This is a genomic window from Novosphingobium sp. 32-60-15, assembly GCF_002280675.1.
Taxonomy (GTDB): Bacteria; Pseudomonadota; Alphaproteobacteria; order Sphingomonadales; family Sphingomonadaceae; genus Novosphingobium.
This window is the reverse complement of the sequence record NZ_NCEN01000014.1, coordinates 12790-36793: the sequence shown is the minus strand read 5'-3', so window position 1 is coordinate 36793 and position 24004 is coordinate 12790. Positions and strand designations below refer to the sequence as shown.

General features: G+C 57.4%; 18 protein-coding genes and 1 tRNA gene. 13 read left to right on the top strand and 6 right to left on the bottom strand.

Annotated features, from left to right (window positions below; genetic code table 11):
* Nucleotides 1-228: 228 nt before the first annotated feature.
* Complete coding sequence (locus B7Y89_RS11550) at nucleotides 229-3690, top strand: glycosyltransferase (protein WP_292938653.1); 3462 nt, start codon at nucleotides 229-231, stop codon at nucleotides 3688-3690.
* A gap of 119 nt (nucleotides 3691-3809) precedes the next feature.
* On the opposite strand, the gene B7Y89_RS11545 is transcribed toward B7Y89_RS11550, so the two are convergent.
* Nucleotides 3810-4802, bottom strand: a complete 993-nt coding sequence (locus B7Y89_RS11545) for a glycosyltransferase family 2 protein (protein ID WP_292938652.1) — start codon at nucleotides 4800-4802, stop codon at nucleotides 3810-3812.
* A 41-nt stretch (nucleotides 4803-4843) separates the two neighbouring features.
* On the opposite strand from B7Y89_RS11545, the gene B7Y89_RS11540 reads away from it, so the two are divergent.
* Genes B7Y89_RS11540 through B7Y89_RS11525 form a run of 4 tightly spaced genes read left to right on the top strand, consistent with a single transcriptional unit; the run spans nucleotide 4844 to nucleotide 10016 of the window.
* Nucleotides 4844-5968, top strand: a complete 1125-nt coding sequence (locus tag B7Y89_RS11540; protein ID WP_292938651.1) for a glycosyltransferase — start codon at nucleotides 4844-4846, stop codon at nucleotides 5966-5968.
* Complete coding sequence (locus B7Y89_RS11535; RefSeq protein ID WP_292938650.1) at nucleotides 5968-7224, top strand: glycosyltransferase; 1257 nt, start codon at nucleotides 5968-5970, stop codon at nucleotides 7222-7224. The genes B7Y89_RS11540 and B7Y89_RS11535 overlap by 1 nt, the downstream gene beginning before the upstream one ends.
* Nucleotides 7225-7281: 57 nt before the next feature.
* Nucleotides 7282-8499, top strand: coding sequence for a polysaccharide pyruvyl transferase family protein (locus B7Y89_RS11530; RefSeq protein WP_292938649.1), 1218 nt, complete (start codon nucleotides 7282-7284; stop codon nucleotides 8497-8499).
* Nucleotides 8500-8549: 50 nt separating this feature from the next.
* Nucleotides 8550-10016, top strand: a complete 1467-nt coding sequence (locus B7Y89_RS11525; RefSeq protein ID WP_292938648.1) for an oligosaccharide flippase family protein — start codon at nucleotides 8550-8552, stop codon at nucleotides 10014-10016.
* A 188-nt stretch (nucleotides 10017-10204) separates the two neighbouring features.
* Here the strand turns inward: B7Y89_RS11525 and B7Y89_RS11520 are convergent, their stop codons facing one another.
* The 3 genes from B7Y89_RS11520 to B7Y89_RS11510 all read right to left on the bottom strand — a co-directional run bounded on the left by B7Y89_RS11520 (nucleotide 10205) and on the right by B7Y89_RS11510 (nucleotide 11915).
* Nucleotides 10205-10867: an isochorismatase family protein gene (locus B7Y89_RS11520; RefSeq protein WP_292938647.1), complete on the bottom strand. Its 663-nt coding sequence runs from the start codon at nucleotides 10865-10867 to the stop codon at nucleotides 10205-10207.
* A 513-nt stretch (nucleotides 10868-11380) separates the two neighbouring features.
* On the bottom strand, nucleotides 11381-11545 hold the full coding sequence (locus tag B7Y89_RS11515) for a hypothetical protein (RefSeq protein ID WP_292938646.1): 165 nt from the start codon (nucleotides 11543-11545) through the stop codon (nucleotides 11381-11383).
* A 277-nt stretch (nucleotides 11546-11822) separates the two neighbouring features.
* Nucleotides 11823-11915, bottom strand: a tRNA-Ser gene (locus B7Y89_RS11510).
* A gap of 260 nt (nucleotides 11916-12175) precedes the next feature.
* On the opposite strand from B7Y89_RS11510, the gene B7Y89_RS11505 reads away from it, so the two are divergent.
* Nucleotides 12176-12961 carry an EipA family protein gene (locus B7Y89_RS11505; RefSeq protein WP_292938645.1) on the top strand — a complete coding sequence of 262 codons (786 nt, stop codon included), beginning with the start codon at nucleotides 12176-12178 and terminating at the stop codon, nucleotides 12959-12961.
* 111 nt (nucleotides 12962-13072) lie between these two features.
* Nucleotides 13073-14245 (top strand): amino acid aminotransferase, encoded by a 1173-nt coding sequence (locus B7Y89_RS11500; RefSeq protein WP_292938644.1) that lies wholly within the window; start codon nucleotides 13073-13075, stop codon nucleotides 14243-14245.
* Nucleotides 14246-14546: 301 nt separating this feature from the next.
* On the opposite strand, the gene B7Y89_RS11495 is transcribed toward B7Y89_RS11500, so the two are convergent.
* Nucleotides 14547-15467, bottom strand: coding sequence for an SDR family NAD(P)-dependent oxidoreductase (locus B7Y89_RS11495; protein ID WP_292938643.1), 921 nt, complete (start codon nucleotides 15465-15467; stop codon nucleotides 14547-14549).
* Nucleotides 15464-16396, bottom strand: coding sequence for an SDR family NAD(P)-dependent oxidoreductase (locus B7Y89_RS11490; protein WP_292938642.1), 933 nt, complete (start codon nucleotides 16394-16396; stop codon nucleotides 15464-15466). Before B7Y89_RS11490 ends, B7Y89_RS11495 begins: the two co-directional genes overlap by 4 nt.
* A gap of 164 nt (nucleotides 16397-16560) precedes the next feature.
* Here B7Y89_RS11490 and B7Y89_RS11485 point away from each other — a divergent pair, with 164 nt between their 5' ends.
* The 6 genes from B7Y89_RS11485 (at nucleotide 16561) to B7Y89_RS11460 (ending at nucleotide 23977) form a co-directional block, all read left to right on the top strand.
* Nucleotides 16561-17988, top strand: coding sequence for an MFS transporter (locus tag B7Y89_RS11485; protein WP_292938641.1), 1428 nt, complete (start codon nucleotides 16561-16563; stop codon nucleotides 17986-17988).
* An 88-nt stretch (nucleotides 17989-18076) separates the two neighbouring features.
* Nucleotides 18077-18817, top strand: coding sequence for a nuclear transport factor 2 family protein (locus tag B7Y89_RS11480; protein ID WP_292938640.1), 741 nt, complete (start codon nucleotides 18077-18079; stop codon nucleotides 18815-18817).
* Nucleotides 18818-18876: 59 nt separating this feature from the next.
* Entirely contained in the window at nucleotides 18877-20307 is a 1431-nt protein-coding gene (locus tag B7Y89_RS11475) for an NAD-dependent succinate-semialdehyde dehydrogenase (protein WP_292938639.1), read from the top strand.
* Nucleotides 20308-20421: 114 nt separating this feature from the next.
* Nucleotides 20422-21117 (top strand): DUF2490 domain-containing protein, encoded by a 696-nt coding sequence (locus B7Y89_RS11470; protein WP_292938638.1) that lies wholly within the window; start codon nucleotides 20422-20424, stop codon nucleotides 21115-21117.
* A gap of 37 nt (nucleotides 21118-21154) precedes the next feature.
* Nucleotides 21155-22210, top strand: coding sequence for an amidohydrolase family protein (locus B7Y89_RS11465; protein WP_292938637.1), 1056 nt, complete (start codon nucleotides 21155-21157; stop codon nucleotides 22208-22210).
* A 174-nt stretch (nucleotides 22211-22384) separates the two neighbouring features.
* Complete coding sequence (locus B7Y89_RS11460) at nucleotides 22385-23977, top strand: MFS transporter (protein WP_292938636.1); 1593 nt, start codon at nucleotides 22385-22387, stop codon at nucleotides 23975-23977.
* The last annotated feature ends 27 nt before the right edge of the window (nucleotides 23978-24004 follow it).

Sequence of the window (24004 nt, the reverse complement as noted above, 5' to 3'; positions counted from 1 at the left end):
CGCTGCCTTTTTTGCGTCCTGAAACCGGATTGCCCACCTTCAGGTATTGCCAGCCTCAGGTAAAGTCCAAGTTCCCCAATATCCGGCCGGTCCGCTGTTCGTCCCGACAGGTAGATTAATATAGCCTTTAGTCGAAGGAGGGCTTTGTGCACAGGTCCGACTTAAGCCCATCGTAGCGCGGCCAGACCTATTTGCGAGCCTCAAACGGGCAACCAGCAAGGCAGATGCGTGAACTTTCAGGTGTTCCATGATCCTACCGGAAGGCGCGGTCGCCGGATGCGATGGCTCGGGTCGGTGTTGCTGATCATTGCAATCCTTTGCGCCGCCCTGTTCGCATGGGCCATGACATCGCTGGAACGGCGATCTGCACCGTCACTGCCCACAACGCTTGCGGCTGCGCAAACGCATTCTGCATCGCTGGCTCTTTCCCCCGCCGGCGATGCCTCCAAAGCTTGGCTGCCAGCCCCTTCGCTATCGGGGCAGCCGCCATTGGCCGCCGAAACTCTCGGTTTCTATATGCCGTGGGACGAGGCCAGCCGCCGTTCCTTGCGTGCCAATGTCGGCCAGCTATCGTGGGTGGCTGCAGGGATGGTCTCGGTTCGCGGGCGCGATCATCAATGGATCGAGGCGGGTGATGCGTCGCTGCAGGAAATTCTGGCAGGCAGCGCCCGGACGAAGCTGCTGTTGATGATCCAGAACGATAGCGAGACCGGCTGGGACGGTGAAAACATGGCGCGGCTGCTGGCCAGTCCGCAAAAGCGCCGTGTCCTGCTCGAAAAGGTGGCGTTGGCCATGACCCGGCACAAAGCGGCCGGGGTTTTCTTCGACATCGAAAACCTGCCTGCGTCGGCGCATGAAGACTATCGCGCGCTTTTGAACGAGGCACGTTCGCGCCTTCCTTCATCGCGTAACGGCAATGCGGCAACGGTCATGCTCGCAGCCCCGGTTGCCGATGAAACCTGGGATCTGCGCGCCTATGCCCGCGCTGCCGACCGGGTCGTCCTGATGGCCTATGACGAACATTGGCAAACAGGATCGCCCGGTCCGATTGCTTCACAGGCCTGGTTTGCCAAGGTTGTCGAAAGCGCGGTGGCGCGCACCGGGGCCGACCGCGCGATTGTTGCTGTCGGCAGTTATGCGTTCGATTGGTCCGACGGGCAGGTGCTGGCTGATTCCATTACCGTCCAGCAAGCCTGGGCACGCGCGGCAAAGGCCGCCACTGTCCCGATCTTTGACCCCGCCAGCGGCACCACCGGCTTTGCCTACGTCGATGCGGGCATTCGTCGCGAAGTCTGGATGCTTGATGCGCTGAGCGCGTGGAACCAGCTGCTCGTGCTGCGTCAGGTTCGCCCGGCAGGTGTTGCGCTTTGGCGGCTTGGCAGTGAAGACCCCGGCTTCTGGTCTGTACTTTCAGCGTCCCGAGCAGGTGCCCTTCCTCCGGTCAACGCGCTGAAGCACTTGCCCCCCGAACAGGGGATCGAGCTTCGCGGTACGGGCGAGGTTCTGCGCATGGGGGCCCCGGCTGAGGGCGGCTCACGTACCATGCAGATCGGGGCTGAAGGCCTGATCCGCTCAGCCAGCTATGACAAGCTTTCGCATGGCCATATTGTCGAGCGCAGCGGCAACGCACCGCGTCAGATCGCGCTAAGCTTTGACGACGGGCCAGACCCGCGCTGGACGCCGCAGATACTTGACGTGTTGGCCAAACATGACGTGCCTGCAACCTTCTTCGTGACGGGGGCGCATGTGCTTGATCAGCCCGCGTTGGTGAAGCAAATCGTGGCGCAAGGTTCGGAACTGGCAAATCACTCGACCACGCACGCCAATCTTGATCGGGTATCCGATGCTGCGGTTGAACGGGAGATCAATGCCACACAGCGGCTGGTCGAAAGTTACACCGGTCATTCAATGCACTTGTTCCGAGCGCCATATCTGGGCGACGCAGATCCCGACACGGCAGCTGAATTGCGGGTCGCGCAAATCGCGGCGCAATTGGGCTATCTTACCGTTGGGCTCAATGTCGATCCGCTCGACTGGGAAACCACTGATGCTGCAACGATTGCGGCGCGCACGATTGATCAGGTTGAGGCTGGCACTGCAAACAATGCGCGCCGAATTGTGCTGTTGCACGATTCCGGCGGCGATCGCAGCGCAACTGTGGCAGCACTTCCGGTCATCATCCGCGAATTGCGCGCGCGCGGCTATGAATTCGTGCCTGTCTCTACGCTTGCCGGACTGACCCGCGACGAGGCGATGCCGCTGCTTGCCCGCAATAACGAAACATCTTCAGGCATTCGCGGCCTGTTTTTCGAGGTTTTGCGCGTCGGGCGCAAGGCCATCACCTGGCTGTTCGTTGCCGCAATTTCTCTGGGGATCATGCGTGTCCTGCTGCTTTCTGCACTGGCCGCATGGCAGACCCGCCGTGTTGCGCAAGGGCGGCACCGGATAGCCGCGCCCGAACACCTCGTGCCGCGCTTCGTGTCGGTGCTTATCCCGGCCTTCAACGAAGAGCGCGTTATCGAGGCATCGGTGCGCCGGGCTTTGGCCACGCAAGGGATGCGCGTCGAGATTATCGTGATCGACGACGGCTCGTCCGACCGCACAAGCGCGGTTGTTCAGGAGGCCTTTGGCCTCGATCCCCGCGTGCAACTCCTCACGCTCAAGAATGGAGGAAAGGCACGCGCGCTGAATCAGGGGCTGGCCATTGCCAAGGGCGATGTGATCGTCGCTCTTGATGCCGATACACGCTTTGAGCCGGACACGATCGCCAAGCTTGCCCGATGGTTTGCCGACCCTGCGATTGGCGCCGTGGCCGGTAATGCCAAGATCGGTAACCGGGTGAACTGGCTCACCAAATGGCAATCCATCGAATACATTACCGCGCAAAGTCTGGAGCGGCGCGCGCTGGAAGCCTTGGGCGCAGTGACAGTCGTACCCGGCGCCGTAGGAGCTTGGCGCCGTGCAGCGCTTGATGAGGTTGGCGGCTATCCGTCCGACACGCTGGCCGAGGATCAGGACCTCACCATCGCGGTTCAGCGGGCGGGGTGGCGCGTAGCCTGCGAAAACGATGCGATTGCCTGGACCGAGGCCCCCGAAACCGTGCGCGCATTGTTCCGCCAGCGCTATCGCTGGGCTTTCGGTACGCTACAGTGCCTCTGGAAGCATGCATCGGTCATTGGCCGGGGGCAGCCTCGCGGTCTTGCGTGGTTCGGGCTACCGCAAGCATGGCTTTTCCAGATCGGTCTCGGATTGCTCTCCCCCATGATTGACCTGGCACTTGTGATGGGTCTGGCCGATGCGGGCTTGCAGACAATCAACCACGGGTTGGGTGTTATGGCGCAGGATCTCATGTGGATGCTGGCATTCTGGTTGATTTTCTCCGCAGTGGAATCCGCTTGCGGTGCTTTGGCCTACCACATTGATGGCCGGGAAGGCCGTCTGCCGCTTCTGCGTATGTTGGCGATGCGTTTCGGGTATCGCCAGCTTCTGTATGCCGTTGTCGTGCATGCAGTTGCGTCCGCGCTTCACGGTATGAAGGTGCGATGGGGCGCTCAACAGCGAAGCGGGAACTATGTGAACAACCTTCAATCCCCGATTGCGCAAGCTATGCCGCATTCAAGCAGCGTTACTGCTAGATCGGGCTTGCATTATGGCGACGAGCACCTGCCGCCAATTCTAACGGCAGCTTGATATGCTGTAAACAGGATCACTAGCGCGTGTATTGGCCCATAAGCGGCCACCCGCTCTGCTTCTACAAATTGCCGTTGCGTCTTGCCGGGGATCCACAGATGATCCTGGCATCCAAATTTTTATTGCCTGAACTCAGCCCGCAATTTTCGGACGTATGCTGGAAGCCTTAATAAAGAAACCGGAACCATAGTCCAAAATGAAGGGCCTTGGCGCGTTAGCCGTAATAAAGCATCTTTTAACTGGCGAGGCTGCTTGCGGGCATTGCGCAATGCCAGAAAAACAAAGTGGTCACAAACCAGTTGAGCGTCATTTTTTAAAATCTTTACTTGTGCTCTTGTTAATGAAAAATGATGCCTAATAGTTGTTCTCATCAAAATTTCGTCCGCGACCCTACTGAGGCCGTTCTCAGAGTCCCATGCTAGTGATTCACGATAAATCGAAACACCCACGCCGCGGCGGCCATGAATCTCTGTCGAGTATGCAATGCGTGTTGAACGGCTAGCAAGGGTAAGCCAGAAAATCTGGTCTTCACCAGCACGCCGCATTTGCGTTTCAAACCTGACGCTGCTGTGGCGTTGGAAATTGTATACGACTTGTGATGTATGTGGCAAGCATTCATGAAGTATAGCATCAAAACCCGCTTTGCCGTCCAATATACCAACCAGAGGTTTTTCCAAATCTAATGAGCCGTAAGTCTTTTTCATAAAGGCAGAATGGCTGAATGCATCATAGCCTTCGTCGATAATATTATTGTCAAAATAAAAATCTGCACCAGCATTTAATTGCTCGACTGCACTTTTCAAATGGGAAGGACCCCACTCATCATCGGAATCTAAAAATGCAAGGTACGTTGTATCAGGCGCTGCGGCAACGATACCGGCGTTGCGCGCAGACCCCACACCACCATTCTGCTGCTCAACAATGCGGATGCTCATGTTATCAGGGATGCTGCTGAAAGTTTCAGCCTTCGCTGGCGATGGCGATCCGTCATCAACAACGATGATGTCCACACACCATTCGGGCAGACACGCTTGCGCAGTGATCGAATCTACGGCGCGTCTCAATAGCCCCAACTGCCGCTGGAAATAGGGGATCACAACGGTGATCTTCATTGCTCTGTCTGCTTTCTGCATGCCTATTTAGGGGGCGCAAAATGACCTACCCACAATTTCCCCTACCATTAGTTCATGCATCCGCGCTACCGTACAGTATGAGAATCGTCCTCGCGACTGCGCATCCTTACATTCCGCAAATTGCTGGCGGTGCACAGTCCAACATGCATGAGATTGCCCTGACTCTGCTCCAGCGCGGGCATCAGGTCAGCGTCGTCGCCGGTCTGACCGGAAGCGGACTTTTAGGCTTTGTGGCCAGGATCGCGCTAAAACTTGGCCGAGCATTTCATGTTGACCACAAACTGGGATATCCCGTGATCCGCACATGGTTTCCGTGGACCGCGGTTGATGCGATAGTGCGATACTCCAAGCCTGATGTAGTGATTGCGCAGTCGGGCTTTCCTGCCCGAATGGCAGATGCGTTTCGCCATAACGGCATCCCCACCGTGATACATCTCCATAATGTCGAAGACGACGATCTGGAGGGCATCACAGCGCATTCTGCAGATGCATTCGTCGCCAATTCGGAATTTACAGCGGCACGTGCTGCTGCAGACTATGGAATTCAATCGACTGTGATTGTCCCATCCTTCATCAGGGATCGATACATCACTGAACGAAGGGGTAATTTCGTAACGTTCATAAATCCACATTGGAAAAAGGGCGTCGCGAAAATGATTGAGATAGTGAGGAAAATGCCGAGCCAGCAGTTCCTCTTTGTAAAGGCTTGGACGTTGACCGCCGAAGAGGAAGCGGCGCTGCACCATGCCGATCAAGCGCTACCCAATCTGACAATAAGCGAACGAACGTCGGACATGCGCGACGTTTACGCCAAAACCAAAGTCTTGGCGGTACCAAGCGTATGGGAAGAAGCGTGGGGACGCGTCGCTACAGAAGCTCAATTCAGCGGTATTCCGGTGATAGGTTCTGACCGTGGCGGTATTCCCGAAGCCATCGGGCCGGGAGGCATCGTGCTATCTGCTGACGCCGACGCTGACCAGTGGGTGGCGGCATTGTCGTCGCTTTTGGACGATCCGGTTGCCTATGCAAAAACCTGCCAAAAAGCGCTCGATCACTCAAAACGCGATGAGATCAATCTAGACCACCAAATGGCAAGGCTTGAAAGTGTTTGCCAAGGCGTCTTGTTAACGCAACCTCACCCCTGATGACGGAACAAATCATTCGTACACTCATGGTTTGTCGTGAGTTACCTGATCCGAATGGAGTGGGGGTTGAGCGTCGGGCTGCACAGCATCTTGGGATGCTCGCAACGCTTGGTCCTGTAACCCTGGTTCTGCCGAAGTGGATTGGCATGTCCCGGTCCGATAGGATTCCTGGGCTTTCAGCGCTCGGCGCAAGCAAAGTAATCGTACGAGGCGAAGCTCCTCACCCTGAAGTTCTGCGCCAAAAGCATCATGCTACGAACTCAAGACCGCTGAGAATGTGGCGCGCACTGACCCGAGCACCAGAATTTGATGATCGTGTAAATAAGCAGTTGGCGCGCGACTATCGGCAGCGACTAGGCGGCCCGTATGACCTTCTTTTCGCTTTTCGGTTGACCAGTGCGGTTTGGGCCGATTCGGTCTATCCCACTAGCGTCGCGCGACCGCCGACGACGATTGTCGACCTTGACGACATTGAATCAATTACGTTTTGCAACAACCCGAGCGAGCCAACACCATCACGGTTGAGGCGCATATTGCTTCGTCGTGATCTTTTCGCACTGAAATCAACTGAGCGGCGTCTCGCACAACGTTGGTCTGCAACTTTATTGTGTTCGGCGTTGGACGCCGATAGATTTTTCAAATCCACTGGTGTGCGCCCCCGGATCGTCCCAAATGCTGTCCGGTTCGGAACAGTGGAGCCTGAGCAATTGGGCCCAAAGACCCAATTTTTGTTCGTCGGCGCGTTCGGTTATGCACCAAACGAGCACGGTGTCGGTTGGTTTGTCGAAAAGGTTTGGCCAGTCGTTCGCGCATCTTTGGGTGATCATGCCGAACTGACGTTGGCGGGCTATCGACCAACCCGAGCGATAAGCGCATTGGACGGCGTCAATGGTATTCGCGTGCTGGGCGATGTGGCCGATCTTGCCGAAGTTTATACCGCAGCCAACATCGTGATTGTGCCGTTATTTTCGGGGAGTGGCACGCGCATCAAAGTGATTGAAGCGGCCGCGATGCAACGCGCAATCATTTCGACTACGCTTGGATGCGAAGGTTTGGATATGGCCGCAGGCAAGCATATCGAGATTGCGAACGATCCAGCCACGTTCGCGACTGCGGCTATTGAACTGGCCAATAATCCAGCAAGGCGCAAGATGTTGGCTCTGGCAGCTTGCCAGCATGCAAAGTCACTGTTTTCGATCGAACAGGTAAACGCAGACCTGCAAAAGCGGATCACTGCAATGGTCGCAGAAAAGTAACTTTACATACAAAACCAACGCCTGGGCGTTGAATGCTTAAATCGGAGTTATGAAGACATGCAACGCAATTGGAAAAGGGCGGCAAGCCGCACCTTGCTGGGAGCAAGCCGGGTTGTTGCCGGAATGAACGCAAAATTGCGCGATCCAGCCAGTGCCCTTATTATTCCACCAGCTTCCCCCGGAAGCTTGGGCGATGCCGCGATGATAACATCTGCAATCGCGGGCCTGCGTCGCCACGGCATGACTCGCACAGATTTGTTAACTGCATCACCGTGGCCGATTGACCAACAGCCGGATGAGGCGGTTGACATGGAAGCATTTCTTGATCGTGGATCGCGAACAAGCTTAGCGCGAGGTCTGCCGCGGCTTTCACGTTACGGGCACGGTTATCTGATTGGCGCAGATATCCTTGACGGAGTGTACCACCCTGAACCCGTTTTGACGCGCCTGGCCGTTTTAAAGGAGATTCTGGCCGGTGGTGGAGAAGCGACGATCTTTGGTTCAAGTTTCAGCGAAACGCCCAACCCCACAGTGGTAGACGAACTGCGCGCTTTGCCGCAAAACATCGTGATCGCAGCTCGAGAGCCTTTGTCTCATGAGCGGATGGAGCGGTTGTTGGACCGTCCAATCCGGCTCGTCGCGGACTTGGCCTTCCTCGTGGAACCAGTTTCCGAACCCGAAGTCGTGAAAAATACCTTCGCTTGGATCAAACACCGTCGAACAAAGGGCCAACGGGTTATTGCGTTCAATATCAATTATCTACATGAGAAAAGCAATCCTGGACTGACTGCAGCGGCTACTTCCTTCTTATCAAAAATAGTGGACGCAGATGTGGCTGTTGTCCTTGTACCGCATGATACGCGGACGGACCGGTCAGATTACGTCCTAGCCAAAAGTGCGGCGGCTGGTTTATCAGACCTGCAGCGCGAAAGTATCCATCTGCTGAATGCGACGACACCGTGCGACGTCAAATCGGTGATGGCGTCGGTTGATTTATTGGTTACCGGCAGGATGCACCCTGCCATTCTGGCGATGGGAACCGGTACGCCAGCTTTTTCAATGGTTTATCAGGCAAAATTTGAAGGCTTGTATCGTCTGCTGGGGCTGCAAGACTGCGATCTTCTCATTGATCCGCAAGCTTTCTGCACCCGACCCGATCAGGCGGCAGCACGCACATTGACCCTGCTTGAAAATGGCGACGAAATCCGTGCGATCATTCAGAGTAATCTCCCCAATGTGCGGACTTTGGCCGAAGGTAACTTCACAAGCGCTTGAGGCTTTTCTCAGGAGTGTTTGTATCAATTTGAAACAGGATCAGTGGGCCGATGACGCAAGCATCACTCCGTGGGAGCCTGTATAAATCCTTTGCCGGACAATGGATTAGCGCACTCACGATGTTCGGCACGTCACTTATTGTGGCGCGCCTGCTGAAACCTGACGAGCTCGGCATTTATGCGGTCTCACTTGCTCTTGCTACAGTTATCCAGACACTGCAAAATGTTGGGAGCAGTGAGTTCGTCCTGTATTCAAAGGATCTGGATCTCAGTGATCGTCGCGCTGCATTTGGGCTTTCGCTCATGGCAGCTACGGCGGTAGCGTTCCTGCTAGTTGGTTTGGCAGTGCCAATTGCCGAATGGTATGCCGTCCCGCAGATGGCAGATCTGTTGTATATTTTTGCGCTTACCGTCCTGATAAATGCGCTAAGCAGTCCAGTATCAAGCATGTTCGCACGGCATGAGCGGTTTGCCGTAATCAGCGCTGCGAATGCCATAACGATCATCGTTCAGTCGGGGGCAGCCATTGCCTTGATACTGCTGGATTACAGTTTCTATGCGCTCGCTTTGTCGGGCACGGTCGCGGCCGTGGTGTCGGTTATATTTCATGCGCTTCTAGGCCGTGAATTCATCTTATACCGTCCAAGCCTGTCGGGTATGCGCCGCTTGACGAATTTTAGCGCAAAGATGTTTGCGCTCAATATTCTGGACCAGATTTACAATGCTTGCCCGCAGATCCTGATAGGCCGTTTGGCGGGGCTTAGCTCGGCAGCAATGTACAGTCGCGCCAGCATTGTAACGCAGATTTATAGCCAGGTTATTGCGCGAGCGGTTGATCCGGTAATTGTTGCACGCATCGCCTCGACTAATCGCGAAAGTGGGGACAGCTCGCAGGTTTACATCACTAGCAGCAGCATTCTGCTAGCAGTTTCTGCCCCGTTCTTTGGCTTCATCGCTATTTATGCCGGCACGATCGTTCCACTGTTATTCGGAGACCAGTGGGGTGATGCGATTTTGCCGATGCGAATCTTGTGCATCGGCTTCACAATCTGGCCGCTCACCTCGCCAACCAGTAGTCTTCTGATTGCGGCGGGAATGATCGACCTTCTGGTTAAGATCCGAACTGGCATGGTCATGACCAGAATTACATTACTGGCCTTGTTTGCCGCAGGTGGCTTGCCCATCGCGACAACTGCACTCACGTTCACGATCTTCGGCAATATGGTAATATCGATGCTGGCGATCCGTCATGTTACCGGGATGTCCATTCGGCACTATGTGCATCGGCTTCGTAGCAGTTTGGCAGCCACTTTCGTGGCCCTAGCTGCTGCAGGAGTTACAGCCGTCTTTGGCCAATTCGCGGGCCTTTCGGCAATTGGCACCCTCGCACTGGCCGTCGCCACTACGGGCGCATCCTGGTTTTTAGCCTTAAAGGTTGGTAAACACCCAATTTGGCTTGAAGGTGAGATTATTGTCCAAGCGATCCGTGCTCGCCGAACTGGTGCACGGGCGGATTAAAAAGATCTGCGAATTTTTAAGTGTTTAACCGTTGGCTTCAGTCATGGTGGCGGAACGTATCCGCACATATTCCTGAACGCGCGTTAGGCTTGTAACATCAATATATCGCGGGATTCTCTAACTACGGTTAGCCTTCAAACTCAAGCTTTTTGACACCCACCGGACCGTTTATGGGAAAGCCATTGCCTTTAGCGGGGCGTCGCGCAGTTCAGCGAATTACCCCCCAGTCCGCCAAAAAAGGCGACGGCTTCATCTTCGCTTACCACGTCGGCGTATTTGGCGTTCATGTCGAACAGGTTGGCTTCGTGAGGCGCGGGGTGGCGGTCGCCGCAGGCATCGGCGATGACGGCGCTGCGGAAGCCGTGGCTCATTGCATCGACGCAACTGGCGCGGACGCAGCCCGAGGTGGTGAGACCGGTGAGCAGGACGGAATCCACGCCCATTGCGGTGAGGGTTGAGGCGAGCGAGGTGCCGAAGAAGGCGCTGGGGTATTGCTTCGAAACGACGAGTTCATCGGCGAAGGGTTCAAGGCCCGGACCCCACGCGCCCATCGGGCTGCCTTCAAGGAAGTTTTTGAGCGGGGCGGCTTTTTCAAAGAAGCGGCCGCCGTTGATGGCGCTGGGGTGATAGACCACATTGGTGAGGATGACCGGAACGCCAGCGGCGCGCGCGGCGGCGCGGACGCGCAGGGCCGAGGCGAGGGCATCTTCCACGCCTGCGTAAAGATCGCAGGATTCATCGAAATAGCCCATGCAGAAATCGATCAGGATCAGGGCGGGCCGACTGCCGAAGCCGACGCGGCGATCATAGGCTTTCTTGTAATTGGCGAGCTTGTCAGCGTCGTCGCTCATGCAGCGGTCCTTTTTGGGTCATGTGGCTCTGGTGTCAGCGAATTGAAGTTCATTACACTATCGGCATCCCGGGCTTTCCTGTGCCACGTTGCAAAGAAGCGGGACCCCGGGTCAAGCAGGGAGTGATGTACATGACAAAGCGACTTGACGGCATGCAGCTCCTCGCTACTGCAAAGGGCGATGCACGCAAAGAAATTCGTTATAGTCCCAAAGAATACAACCCAGGCAGGTGTTTGGCGCTGCGGGGCGACCGCTTCGAAGGGGAGAATGGGAAAGAAGCTTTCCCATTGGCGCGAGGCAGGCCATTCCAACTTGGAAACCAATGGAATTGGCGCTTAGATCAATGGGCCGCGGGATCAGCATAGGGGTGGCTCCTAATCGTGTTTAACCTCGGCAAGGAGAGACATAGGTCTTGAGTGTGTTCGACCACTGCTGGATGTGCTTGTCATTGCTCCAACTAGGCAAGTGATTGGCAATGTGATTCTCCGCTGCCGCACGGAATGTTTGTTGAAGCTACTCTTGGTCTGCCTGTTGTGCCTGCGCCAATGCTTTAACTTCAAGCAGTTTGGTCGCACGCTCGGCCAGCCGGTCAATGCCATTGGCGACCTGTAGCTTGAGCTGTGCGACCTTGGCGCGCGCTTGAGGAGCAGATAGACCAACGAGCGAACCAAGTCCCATTTTGCAACGCTTGCCACTTATCTAGTAGCGGAAGATCCAGCTTTTGGCGCTATTCGCCGTAACGTTGAGGTAGAAACCGTTGCCGCCAACATGCACGCCGGGGGCTGCGGAAAGGATCTGGGTATTTTTCAGGGTCATATTGCTTCCCACCACCGGGAGGCTGATTGCTCGGACCCGGCGACGGAAGTTTACCATCAGTGGTGGACATAATGCCTAGCAATATCAGGCTATTACCAGATTATCAGCGGACATTGACGGACGTCGGCGAATGTTATGGTGGCGGAGACGGAGGGATTCGAACCCTCGGTACCGGATTTACCAGTACGACGGTTTAGCAAACCGTTGGTTTCAGCCACTCACCCACGTCTCCGGATTGCAGTAGCGAGCGCGGGCTATAGCGGGGGTTATTGAGGGCGGCAAGAGGGTGTTCGGGAAAATTGCCGGAGAGTTTTTCCGTGCGTTTTGGTGGCATTTTGGCGGCGATTAAGGGACTTTGGGTGCAATCTGACGCGTTTTGGCGTGTTTTTGATTCCACTCATCGCCGGTTCATTGTCGTGACGCCACGCTTCGATTCTGGTGTGATCGACAGGTGCTTGCCTGCGGCGCGTGATTGGGACGGGGTTTACGGAAATGACCATGATTCGAACGAAGATCAGGACGCTGGCTGCCGGGCTCGTGTGCGCACTTGCGCTGGGTGCTGCTTCCGTTTCGGCGCAAGTCCAGTCGATCGATCCCAATTCGGCAATTGATAGCGATTTGGCACCTTTGGCAACGCCGGTTGGCAGTGAAGCGGGGACGACACCTGCGCTTCCTGCTGCGCCATTGCCGACAACGGTTGAGTCTCCCGCAACGCTACCGAACACGGCGAGCTCTGCAGGCGAACTGCCCACTGCCCCTTCCACCGCGCCAAGCGGTGCAGCCCCTGCATCCGTGAGCAGCTATCGCGAGGATGACCTGATTGGTGCGGCAGAGGGCGTGTTTGGCAAAGGCGCGTCCGGCCTTGCTGATTTGATCAAGGATTTGCTGAAAAAGCAGGGGCAGCCTAACGCCTATATCAAAGGGCGCGAGGTGAGTGCGGCTTTGGTGGTCGGTCTTCGTTATGGCTCGGGCACTTTGCATCACAAGATTGAAGGCGAGCGTCCCGTTTACTGGACCGGACCGTCAATCGGTTTTGATGTAGGAGCCAATGCGGCCAGTACCTTTGTGCTTGTCTATAATCTGTACGACAGTGAAGAGCTTTATGCGCGGTTCCCGGCAGGTGAGGGGCAAGCCTATCTGGTTGGCGGTTTCCATGTCAGCTATCTGCGCAAGGGTGACAAAGTTCTCATCCCCGTGCGTTCCGGCGCTGGTTTGCGGTTGGGCATCAACGGCGGATATATGAAGTTCTCGCGCAAGCAGCGGTGGTCACCGTTCTAACGGCAGACCAATTAAGTCTCGCATAATTGCGGCGTAGGGGTTGCCCATCGGGCGTTCCGGTTGCATGGAGCCGCCGCGTTTGAAGCCCTTTGCGCAAAGGATAGCCGGACCATGCTCGAAAACCTTGCCTCTCAGCCCGCCGATGCACTGCTGGCGCTGATCAAGCTCCATAATGCTGATCCGCGTGAGACCAAGATTGATCTTGGAGTGGGCGTTTACCGCACATCTGACGGCGCAACGCCGGTGTTCAAGGCGATCAAGGCCGCCGAAGCCAGGCTGCTCGAAACCCAGGCCTCGAAAGCCTATCTGGGGCCTGAAGGCGATATGGGCTTTGTTCACGCGTTGATTCCTTATGTGTTCGGCAAGGGCTTTGACCGGTCGAAGGTTGAAGGCATGCAGGCACCCGGCGGCACCGGCGCGGTACGGCTGGCGGTTGAAGTCGCCAAGCGTTCAGGCGTGAAGCGCTTATGGATGGGCACGCCTTCTTGGCCCAACCATGCGCAGATCATTGCTGCGGTGGGTGTCGAGCTCAAGACGTTTTGCCACATGACGGCCGATGGCTTTGCCGATCTGGGCGCGTTGAAGGCCGCGCTGGCCAGTGCCGAAGCCGGTGATGCAGTGCTGCTGCATGGCTGCTGCCACAACCCGACGGGTGTGGATTACACGCCGGCACAGTGGGACGAGATTGCCGCGCTGGTGGTGGAACGCAATGTTCTGCCGATCCTTGATCTTGCCTATCAGGGCCTTGGCGCGGGCATGGAAGATGATGCTTATGGCTTGCGCAAGGTGCTTTCGGTCGTGCCGGAAGCGCTGGTAGCCTATTCGTGCGACAAGAACTTCGGTCTTTATCGTGACCGTGTCGGTGCGTTTTACGCCGTCACTTCGGATGCCACGGCACTGGCCAATGCGATGGCCAATGGCGCAACGATTGCGCGTGCTTCGTGGTCCATGCCGCCAGATCATGGTGCGGCGGCGGTGCGTTTGATCCTTGAAGATGCAGAACTGACCGCGATGTGGCTGGCTGAGCTTGACGACATGCGCGACCGCATGCGTTGGGTGCGCGATCGTCTGGCGGCGGCAGAGCAGGTCGGGTCGGTGAACATGGCGCCGCTGGGCGTGCAGAACGGATTGTTTTCGATGCTGCCGCTGAACGGCGAGCAGATTCTGGCGATCCGCGAAAAGCACGGCGTATACATGGCCGGATCGGGACGCATCAACATTGCCGGTCTGACCGATGGCAACATTGACCAGTTCATTGCTGCGCTGGGTGATGTGGCCGGGTAAACGGCGAATGTGAGTGATTGAAAGAGGGCGGGGCCAAGTCGCTCCGCCTTCTTCGTTTGGGGATTGCGGCGTTTGCAATCGCCTCCAGTGTTTGGTTGTCCATCTTCGGCAATGTAAGCCCCAACTCTGTCATGCTGAACTTGTTTCAGCATCCATTTCTCCCCGCGCACAACAGTATGGGTCGATGGATGGATCCTGAAACAAGTTCAGGATGACGAAAAATAGGCAAATTATGTAAACGGACAATTGCTCAATAAGTGCGGTGTCGTCCCTCTTCCCGCCTGAGAGGGACGACGTGTCCTCAAAAATCGGCAGCGCGGGATTTCGCGCGGGCCGCTGCGAAGTTGTCGTAGCGGAACTTTTCGAAGGCAACGCGCTGATCAAAGCCAGGGTCTTTCGGATAGTCTTGATATTCGGCGATTATCTCGTCGAATATCTCGCGCATTTCCTGTTTGTGGTCGGGGTGAGAGAAGATGTGCAGGCGGTTGGCCTTCATCGCTTCAATTACCCGCGCGCCGATGACGTCCGGTTCCATGCCGAATTCGTGGACGCCTGCGAGCCGTTCAACGGCTGCGCTATCAACCGGTTTCATTGCGCCTTTCAATGCATCGGGGCGGATATCGTCGCTGGCATAAATGTAGCTTTTGACCAGACCGGGGCAGAGCACCGACACGCCGATTTCGTATTGCAGCAAGGAATAGTGCAGCGATTCCGAAAGTCCGCGCACGGCAAACTTGGTGGTGTTGTAAATTCCCGGCGTTCCGGCAGCGAGGAAGGCGGCCATGGATGCAGTATTGACCACATGCCCGCCCTTTTGCTCACCCGCTTTGACGCGCGCAACCATGCGGGGAACGAAAGTCATCACGCCGTTGATGACGCCGTGCAGGTTTACGCCCATCAGCCAGTCCCAATCGTCGAACGAGCTTTCTTCGATCGGCTGGAACAGGTTGACGCCGGCGTTGTTGCACAGGATCGAAACGGGGCCGAATTTGGCCTCGACTTCGTCCGCAGCGGCTTTGAAACCATCGCGGCTGGCAACGTCGAGCTGGACGCCCATGACTTCGCGATTGTCCAATGCGGCCAATGCCTTGTCGATGGAATCCTGCCGGATATCGGCAATGGCAACCTTGCACCCTTCGTTCAGCAATTGACGGACAAGGCCGATGCCGACGCCATTGGCGCCGCCGGTGACAAATGCGGTGCGTCCTGCAAAATCCTTCATGCGGCGTCTCCTGCGGTGCGGGCTGCTTGCAGCTTTTGCTGCCGCGCAATTTCCTGGGTGATGGCCGGGTTGCGAAACAGCATGGCAAAGGTTTCTTTGTATTCAGGGTTTTCGGGCAAGTGTGTTTGCACCGCAGCGGTTGTGGCTTCGCCGCGCTCCTTCACGCCGGTCAGGAATTCGGAGTGGGTGAGGATGTAGAGTTCATCATTGAGGATGCCTTCGAGGACGCGCTGCCCGACTTGCTCTTTCGTCTGGTACAAGTGCATGAAATTGCCGCCGGATGCACGGCGCTTATCAGCTTCGGCATAGCCGGTGTCAGCAAGATCGGCAGGGCGGGTTTTGGCAGCATCGGCGATGTTGGATTGCACCGCGCCGGGACAAAAGGCTGAGCAAATTACGCCGCGTGATTCATATTCGGGCCGCATGCATTCCATCATCGCCGTAACGGCGGCTTTGCCCGATGAATAGATCGTCGTCCCGCCAACAGGCACGAGCGCAGACATTGATGCCGTGCAAACGATGTGCCCGCCTTCGCCATGGGCAAGGATGCGCGGCAGCACGGTCACGATGCCGTTGACGGTGCCGCCCAGATTGACTCCCATCACCCAGTCCCAATCAGCAAATGTTGCAAGATCGGTTGGGCCAACAACAGCAACGCCTGCGTTGTTCACCAGAATATGCAACTTGCCGAACTTGGCTTCTGCCGCATCGGCAGCCTGAGCAAACTGCGCGCGATTGGTGACGTCAAGCTGCACTGCCAGCACACGGTCACCGCCTTCCAGTTCGGCCACAGCCGAATCGAGGTGATCTTGCCTGATATCGGCGATGGTCACTTTCATGCCAGCGCCTAGCAAGGCTTTGGCGATGCCAAGGCCGATGCCGCTTGCGCCTCCGGTTATGAAAGCCGTCTTGTCGGCCAGGTTTTGCATCAATCCTCTCCTCTATCGGGTGCCCCGTGAACCGGTCTTTCGGCTTCGGGAATCATTTTTCGCCTTTTCTATTCACCAGTCGAGAATTGTATGCAAGACTAACAATATCAGCGCTGCAACAAGGCCATGGAAAAAGAGGCCGGTGCTGGGCAAGAGGAGAAGGTATGGCAGGTGTCGTCATTGCGCCAGGGGCTGAAGTTGATGGGCCCGGGCAAACGAATGCGAACGGAGCGCCAGCTACTGTAGAGCGCCAGTGGCCGTCCACAGGCGCCGCTTATTGGGCGCTGTTCGTCATCATTCTGGCGACGTTCCTCAACTTTTTCGATGCGACGGTGTTTGGCATGCTGGCGCAACGTATCAAGGTTGATTTCGGGCTGACGGATGAACAACTGGGCTTTCTGGGCGGGCCTGCCACAGTGATCTTTTTCGTGTTCGCAGGCATTCCGCTGGCGCGCCTAGCCGACATCTATCCGCGCAAATTTGTGTTGGCGGGCGGCATGTCAGCGACGGCATTGGTGATGGCCTTTGGCGGCATGGCGCAAGGCTTTGCCCAATTTGTTGGCAGCCGGATGTTTCTGGGCGCAGGCGGATCGGCCCATGCGCCCGCAGCCTATTCGATGATCGCCGACTATTTCCCCCCCAAAAAGATCACACGCGCCTTTTCGTTATTGCAACTGGGGTTCATCGGGGGGACCACAATTGGCGTTCTGGCCGGTGGGCAATTGATTGTCGCGCTGGCGGGGTGGCCTGACCAGACGGTGTTGGGTTTCCGCCTGTTCAATTGGCAATTGATCCTGCTTGGACAAGCCGTGCTAGGCCTTATGGCGGCGGCGCTGCTGTTGACGGTGAAAGAGCCGCCCCGGCTGATCAACCCAGTCCCGGCAACCGCAGAAACCCCTTTGCGCCCGGGTTTCGGGCAGCGCGTAATCGCATTCACCGGCCTTGACGCGGCCAAGGCGATCCATGCGCGCGGGCGGGTTTATTATCCGCTGTTCATCGGCCTTGCGCTTTCAGCCATCGAAACCTTTGGCCTCGCCTTCTGGCGGGTCCCGTTCATGATACGCACGTATGGCTGGGACGAGGCGCAGATCGGCATGGTCATGGCCCCTATGCTGCTCGTCTCACAATTGGCGGGCGTGTTCTTTGGCGGGTTCTTTGTCGAATGGCTGGCCAAGAGTTATGCCGATGCAAACGTGCGCGCCGCAACGATTCTGTTTGCGCTGGTCACCGTTTGCGCGATCACGGCACCGATGATGCCAACGGGCGAAGCCAGCCTTGCCATAATGGCGCTGGGTGGGATGTTCGGGTTGGCCGGTGCAGTGCCCCAAAACGCCGCAGTGCAGCGTATCGCGCCCAATGAAATGCGCGGCCAGGTGACGGCGATCTATTTGTTCATGTTCACGTTTTTTGGCGCGATGGGTAGCTTTGTGGTCGGCAGTGTGGCGCAGCGCGTGGTCGGTGTTGAGGCGGACTTGTGGAAGGCGCTGGTAATAACTGCAGCCGTGCTTTTGCCCATTGCTACAGTGGCGATGTTCCTTGGCATTCGTCCTTATCGCGAAGAAGTTGCGCGGCTCGAAGCCGCAGGGCTCTAAAACGTGGGCTGCATTGCAACGAGCGTTGACAGCCGCGCCCGAGTCACGCAATTGTTAGGTACGCAAACTAAAATGATGGGAGTTGGACATGTCTGATACTAATCAGATCGCCGCGCTGGAAAACCGCCTGGCAGACCTTGAACAGCGTCTGACGGTGCGCGAGGATGAACTTGACATCCGCAAATTGCAGTATCTTTACGGCTACTTGATCGACAAGTGCCTCTATAACGAGACGGTCGACCTGTTTACCGATGACGGCGAAGTGCGCTTCTTCGGCGGCATCTGGAAGGGCAAGGAAGGCGTGCGCCGCCTCTATGTCGAACGCTTCCAGAAGCGATTCACCTATGGCAACAACGGCCCGATCGACGGCTTCCTGCTGGATCATCCGCAAATACAGGACATCATCAACGTCCAGCCCGACGGCGTAACCGCCTTTGGTCGCGCGCGCTCGATGATGCAGGCAGGACGCCACAAGGATTACGAAGGTGATGCCCCGCACCTCAAGGCGCGCCAGTGGTGGGAAGGCGGCATCTACGAGAACACTTACAAGAAGGTGGACGGCGTCTGGCGGATGCACAGCCTGAACTACATGCCAATCTGGCACGGCCATTATGAATCCGGCTGGGCCCACACGCCGCCTGAATTCGTGCCGTTCCCCAAGGTCACGTATCCTGAAGACCCAACCGGTCCGGACGTGCTGATCGAAGACAACTGGCTCTGGCCGACGCACAAGATCACGCCGTTCCACATGAAGCACCCAGTCACGGGCGAAGAAATTGTCGCACAGCGGTGGCAGGGCGATATCGACCGCGAGAACGCCAAGAAGTAAGAGATTGCGGGCGGGGGCAAGGTTCCTCCCCGCTCCCGCTCGCAACACATGGATTTGCAATGACTCAGTACCCCTCGCTTCACATGATCATTGATGGCGCACCGGTTTCAGGCGGCGGACGCCGCACGCATGCAGTCGTCAATCCCGCCACGGGCGAAACTATCGGCGAGTTGCCCTTGGCCGATGCGGCAGACCTCGACCGCGCGCTTGAAGTTGCCGATGAAGGCTTCCGCATCTGGCGTAACTCTACGCCGCAGCAACGCGCTGCCGTCTTGCAAGGGGCCGCGCGCCTCATGGTAGAGCGGCAGGAGGACCTTGCCCGCATCGCCACGATGGAAGAGGGCAAGACGCTTCCCGAAGCGCGCATCGAAGTGATGATGAACGTGGGCCTGTTCAATTTCTATGCTGGCGAAGTGTTCCGGCTGTATGGCCGCACACTGGTTCGTCCGGCAGGGCAGCGCAGTACGGTGACGCATGAGCCGGTTGGCCCGGTGGCTGCATTTGCGCCGTGGAACTTCCCGCTGGGCAATCCTGGACGCAAGCTGGGCGCCCCTATTGCAGCAGGCTGTTCGGTGATCTTGAAAGCGGCAGAAGAAACCCCGGCTTCAGCGCTGGGCGTATTGCAGTGCCTGCTTGATGCAGGCTTGCCCAAGCAAGTAGCGCAAGCGGTTTTCGGCGTGCCTGATGAAGTCAGCCGCCACCTGCTCGGCTCACCCATCATCCGCAAGCTGTCGTTCACCGGATCGACCGTGATCGGTAAACACCTTGCCCGGCTGGCCACCGACAATATGCTGCGAACCACAATGGAACTGGGCGGTCACGGACCGGTCCTGGTCTTTGCCGATGCGGATATCGATCGCGTCCTTGATACGGTGGTCCCGCATAAATTCCGCAATGCAGGCCAAGTCTGCGTTTCGCCGACCCGTTTCATCGTGGAAGAAGGCGTGTTCGAACGCTTCCGCGAAGGGTTTGTGGAACGGACCAAAGCGATCAAGGTTGGCAACGGTCTGGATGACGGCTCGCAAATGGGGCCGATGGCCAATGCCCGGCGGCCAGAAGCGATGGACCGCTTGATTGGCGATGCCACTGCGCGCGGTGCAAAGCTGCACACCGGCGGTGAGCGCGTCGGCAATGCCGGATATTTCTATGCGCCCACGGTGCTGTCCGATATCCCGCTGGACGCCCTGATTATGAACGAAGAGCCATTCGGCCCGGTAGCGCTGCTGAACGCTTACAGCGGCGAAGATGCGATGATCGCCGAGGCCAACCGCTTGCCTTACGGGCTGGCGGCCTACGCTTGGACCGACAGCGCTGCACGTCAGAAGCGCCTTGCCCGCGAAATCGAAACCGGCATGCTGGGGTTGAACACCACCATGATCGGCGGGTCTGATGCGCCGTTTGGCGGGGTCAAGTGGTCGGGCCATGGGGCAGAAGATGGGCCGGAAGGTGTCATGGCCTGCATGGTTACGAAGGCTGTGCACGAAGGGTAGTGCTTCGGGTGCAAGGGCGCATGGTGAAACACAACGGCGATAGCTATGGGGCAGGCGGGTTTTTGGCCCACTGCGCCAACCGATTCGGCGCGATCGGAGTTATGCATGTTGCCAATGTCATCTGTTTCGCGTGTGCTGGCCAAAGGGTTCGGCACGCTTGGTTTGCTGGCTTTGACCACGCTGACTCCGGCTTATGCCACCGAAACGGACGAGCAGATCTGGCTTGCCCAGTTTTCGACCTTTTCAGTGGGCAACCGCTGGCTGGTTTTCACCGAAGCGCAAGCGCGGCAGACCGATGGGGCAGAACGGTTGAGCCAGATCATTCTGCGACCGGCGGTGGGTTATCAAGTCAGCGATACGGTAAGCGTGTACGCAGGCTATGCTTGGGTGCGCACCGAACCGAAGGGCCGCGTAGCGAATACCGAACACCGCGCCTATCAGCAGCTTTCGTTGCGGCTGACAGGCGGCCCCGGCAAAGTGACCGTGGCCAGCCGTACGCGGTTGGAGCAGCGCTTCATCGTGGGCCGGTCCGATATGGGCTGGCGGATGCGCAATCTGGTGCGGCTCGATGTGCCGCTGGGCAAAGGTTACAGCGCGATTGTTTCAGGCGAACCTTTCGTCAATCTCGACACGACCACATGGGGCCAGCGCGCCGGTTTCGATCAGATGCGCGGCTTTGCCGGCATCGGCGTGCCGTTGGCGCGCGGGATTGCGTTGGAGGCGGGCTATGCCGGCCAATACGTCAACCGCACTGGCATCCCAGATCGCATGAATCACATTGGCAGCCTGTCGCTCAACATTCGGCGATAATACAAAGCAGGCTGCCCTTCCCGGGAAGGAAGCTTGCATGACTCAAGACCTCAAAACTGGCGGCTCTCAAGGTTACTTGCGCATTGCCACCGAAGAAGCGTTCGCCACACGCGAATTGGTTGATATCTATTTACGCATGATCCGTGATGGATCGGCGGACAAGGGCATGGTCTCGCTATGGGGCTTTTACGCGCAATCCCCGTCTGAACGCGCCACGCTGATCATGGATCGCCTGCTTGATCTGGATGAGCGGCGCATTGCCGATATGGATGCAACCGGTATCGACAAGGCCATCCTGGCGCTTACGTCACCGGGCGTGCAGCCGCTGCTCGACGTGGAAGAAGCCAAAGGCGTTGCCGCGCGCGCAAATGATTATTTGGCACAAGCTTGCGAAAAGCACCCGGACCGTTTCATCGGCATGGGCGCGGTCGCGCCGCAAGACCCGGAATGGTCAGCGCGCGAAATCCATCGCGGGGCCAAGGAACTGGGCTTCAAAGGCATCCAGATCAACAGCCATACCCAAGGCCGCTATCTGGACGAGGAATTCTTTGATCCGATCTTCCGCGCTCTGGTCGAGGTGGATCAGCCGCTTTACATTCACCCCGCCACGTCGCCGGATTCAATGATCGGGCCGATGGTTGAAGCGGGGCTTGACGGGGCGATTTTCGGGTTCGGGGTTGAAACCGGCATGCATTTGCTGCGCCTGATCACCATCGGTATTTTCGATAAATATCCCACCTTGCAAATTATGGTCGGCCACATGGGTGAGGCCTTGCCCTATTGGCTCTACCGTCTTGACTATATGCATCAGGCAGGCGTCCGTTCGCAGCGCTATGAACGGATGAAGCCGCTGAAAAAGACGATTGCAGCATATCTTAAGTCAAACGTGCTGGTCACCAATTCGGGCGTGGCGTGGGAACCTGCAGTCAAGTTTTGCCAACAAGTGATGGGCGAAGACCGCGTCATGTACGCGATGGATTATCCCTATCAATATGTGCCGCAAGAAGTGCGCGACATGGATGCGATGGACATGAGCGCGGAAACAAAGAAGAAGTTCTTCCAGACGAATGCGGAGCGGTGGTTCAATTTGTAGGTTGTGCTCGTGCCCACCCCTGTCCCCTCCCGTAAGCGGGAGGGGGGAAGAAGTGCCAGAGCTTCCCTCCCGTAAACGGAAGGAAGGGAAACAGCGCCATAACTCCCCTGCCGTTTACGGGAGGGGTCGGGGCTGGGCCTGATTGCGCTGAATGATAAGTAAACGGGAGAGCCAATGACCACTGAAACCCGCCGCAGCCTTGCCCCCGGAGCATGGTACGCGCTTGTTCTTGTTGCGTTGACCAATGCGATGAGCCTGCTTGACCGTCAGATCCTTGCCATTCTTGCACCTGCGATCAAAGCGGACCTGAAGATTGGCGATGCCGAGATGGGGCTGCTTTACGGCACCGTGTTTGCGCTGTTCTATGCGTTGTTCTCGTTACCGGTGGGCCGCTTGGCCGATGGTTGGGTGCGCACGCGCTTGTTGGCGATCAGCTTGCTGTTCTGGTCGGCCGCGACGGGCCTGGCGGGGCTTGCCAGCAGCTTTTCGCTGCTGGCCCTGTCGCGGCTTGGCGTTGGTATTGGCGAGGCGGCGACGCAGCCTGCGGGCACGTCGCTGATCTATGATTTCTGGCCCAAGCACCGGCGCGGGTTTGTGATGTCCATCATGGCCTCGGCGATTGCGTTGGGGTTGGGCGGGTCGCTGGTTCTGGGCGGGGTTGCTGCACATTGGTGGGATGCCAGCTATGCCGCACGTGCTGCACCGATGGGGCTGAAAGGCTGGCAGTTTGCGTTTCTTGTGGCGGCAGCGCCCGGCTTTGTCCTTGCGGCATTCCTTTGGAAGTTGGCTGAACCTGCGCGCGGGCAGATGGATGGTATTGCCACCGCGCCCGATCCACACCCCTTCCGTGCTGCCTTCGCATTGCTGGGGTCTGTCACCCCCGGCTTCCATTGGCTGGGTATGAAAGGCAGGGGCGCAAGTGCAGCAATGGTGCGCGGCAATCTGGCAGCGCTGGCTTTGATTCTTGGTGCGGCGGTTTTGCTCACGGTTATCAGCAGCGCCGTCAGCCCTAAACCGCAGATGCTGCTGGGCGGCGTTTCGCTCAATCCCCACGCCCTGCAATGGACCGTGATTGGTCTTGGCGTATTCGTCATCGTCAATTTGATGCAAGGAATGAAACTGGGCGATGCCCAAGCGTTTCGCGTGATCACCCGCTCGCCCACGCTGATGATGTGTATTGCGGTAGGGACGCTGCAATGTTCGATCAATTACGGGATGATGGCATTCAATCCGAGCTTCCTGATCCGCTCATACGGCCTCACGATGCAGGAAACCGCACTGCAATTCGGTCTGCTGTCTGCCGCGATGGGCATCATTGGTCCGCTGGTATGGGGTCCCTTGTCAGACTGGCTGAACCAGCGCTTCCCCGGCGGGGGCCGTGCATGGGTGGCGCTGTTTGCGATGGGTGTTTCGCCGATCCTGTCGTTCTGGGTCTATTACGCGGGTGATCCCGGCAGCTTCTACACGCGCTTTCTGCTTTACAGTTTCATCCTGACCGGCTGGATGCCGCCACTTTACGCGATCATCTATGACCAGGTACTGCCCCGCATGCGCGGTTTGACAGCCAGCCTTTATCTGCTGGTAATGACCATCCTCGGCATGGGCATCGGCCCTTATGTTGTGGGTCTTTTGTCAGATGCGACAGGTTCCCTGCGTACGGCGATGCTTTCGATCAACGCAGTGGCGATCCCGATTGTCGTGCTGATGGTGTTGATCGCACGGCGGGCTGACCGCGATGAGGCGGCGCTGCTGGAGCGGGCGGGGTGATTGCCTCCCCCTCCTTTTTAGAGGAGG

Bases quoted from the DNA above. Each gene is read 5' to 3' on its own strand.
- B7Y89_RS11500 (WP_292938644.1), top strand. From the start codon at position 13,073: ATGCTCGAAAACCTTGCCTCTCAGCCCGCCGATGCACTGCTGGCGCTG.
- B7Y89_RS11535 (WP_292938650.1), top strand. From the start codon at position 5,968: ATGACGGAACAAATCATTCGTACACTCATGGTTTGTCGTGAGTTACCT.
- B7Y89_RS11525 (WP_292938648.1), top strand. From the start codon at position 8,550: ATGACGCAAGCATCACTCCGTGGGAGCCTGTATAAATCCTTTGCCGGA.
- B7Y89_RS11490 (WP_292938642.1), bottom strand. From the start codon at position 16,396: ATGCAAAACCTGGCCGACAAGACGGCTTTCATAACCGGAGGCGCAAGC.
- B7Y89_RS11545 (WP_292938652.1), bottom strand. From the start codon at position 4,802: ATGAAGATCACCGTTGTGATCCCCTATTTCCAGCGGCAGTTGGGGCTA.
- B7Y89_RS11505 (WP_292938645.1), top strand. From the start codon at position 12,176: ATGACCATGATTCGAACGAAGATCAGGACGCTGGCTGCCGGGCTCGTG.
- B7Y89_RS11520 (WP_292938647.1), bottom strand. From the start codon at position 10,867: ATGAGCGACGACGCTGACAAGCTCGCCAATTACAAGAAAGCCTATGAT.
- B7Y89_RS11530 (WP_292938649.1), top strand. From the start codon at position 7,282: ATGCAACGCAATTGGAAAAGGGCGGCAAGCCGCACCTTGCTGGGAGCA.
- B7Y89_RS11495 (WP_292938643.1), bottom strand. From the start codon at position 15,467: ATGAAGGATTTTGCAGGACGCACCGCATTTGTCACCGGCGGCGCCAAT.
- B7Y89_RS11460 (WP_292938636.1), top strand. From the start codon at position 22,385: ATGACCACTGAAACCCGCCGCAGCCTTGCCCCCGGAGCATGGTACGCG.
- B7Y89_RS11515 (WP_292938646.1), bottom strand. From the start codon at position 11,545: ATGGGACTTGGTTCGCTCGTTGGTCTATCTGCTCCTCAAGCGCGCGCC.
- B7Y89_RS11485 (WP_292938641.1), top strand. From the start codon at position 16,561: ATGGCAGGTGTCGTCATTGCGCCAGGGGCTGAAGTTGATGGGCCCGGG.
- B7Y89_RS11465 (WP_292938637.1), top strand. From the start codon at position 21,155: ATGACTCAAGACCTCAAAACTGGCGGCTCTCAAGGTTACTTGCGCATT.
- B7Y89_RS11475 (WP_292938639.1), top strand. From the start codon at position 18,877: ATGACTCAGTACCCCTCGCTTCACATGATCATTGATGGCGCACCGGTT.
- B7Y89_RS11470 (WP_292938638.1), top strand. From the start codon at position 20,422: ATGTCATCTGTTTCGCGTGTGCTGGCCAAAGGGTTCGGCACGCTTGGT.
- B7Y89_RS11480 (WP_292938640.1), top strand. From the start codon at position 18,077: ATGTCTGATACTAATCAGATCGCCGCGCTGGAAAACCGCCTGGCAGAC.
- B7Y89_RS11540 (WP_292938651.1), top strand. From the start codon at position 4,844: ATGACCTACCCACAATTTCCCCTACCATTAGTTCATGCATCCGCGCTA.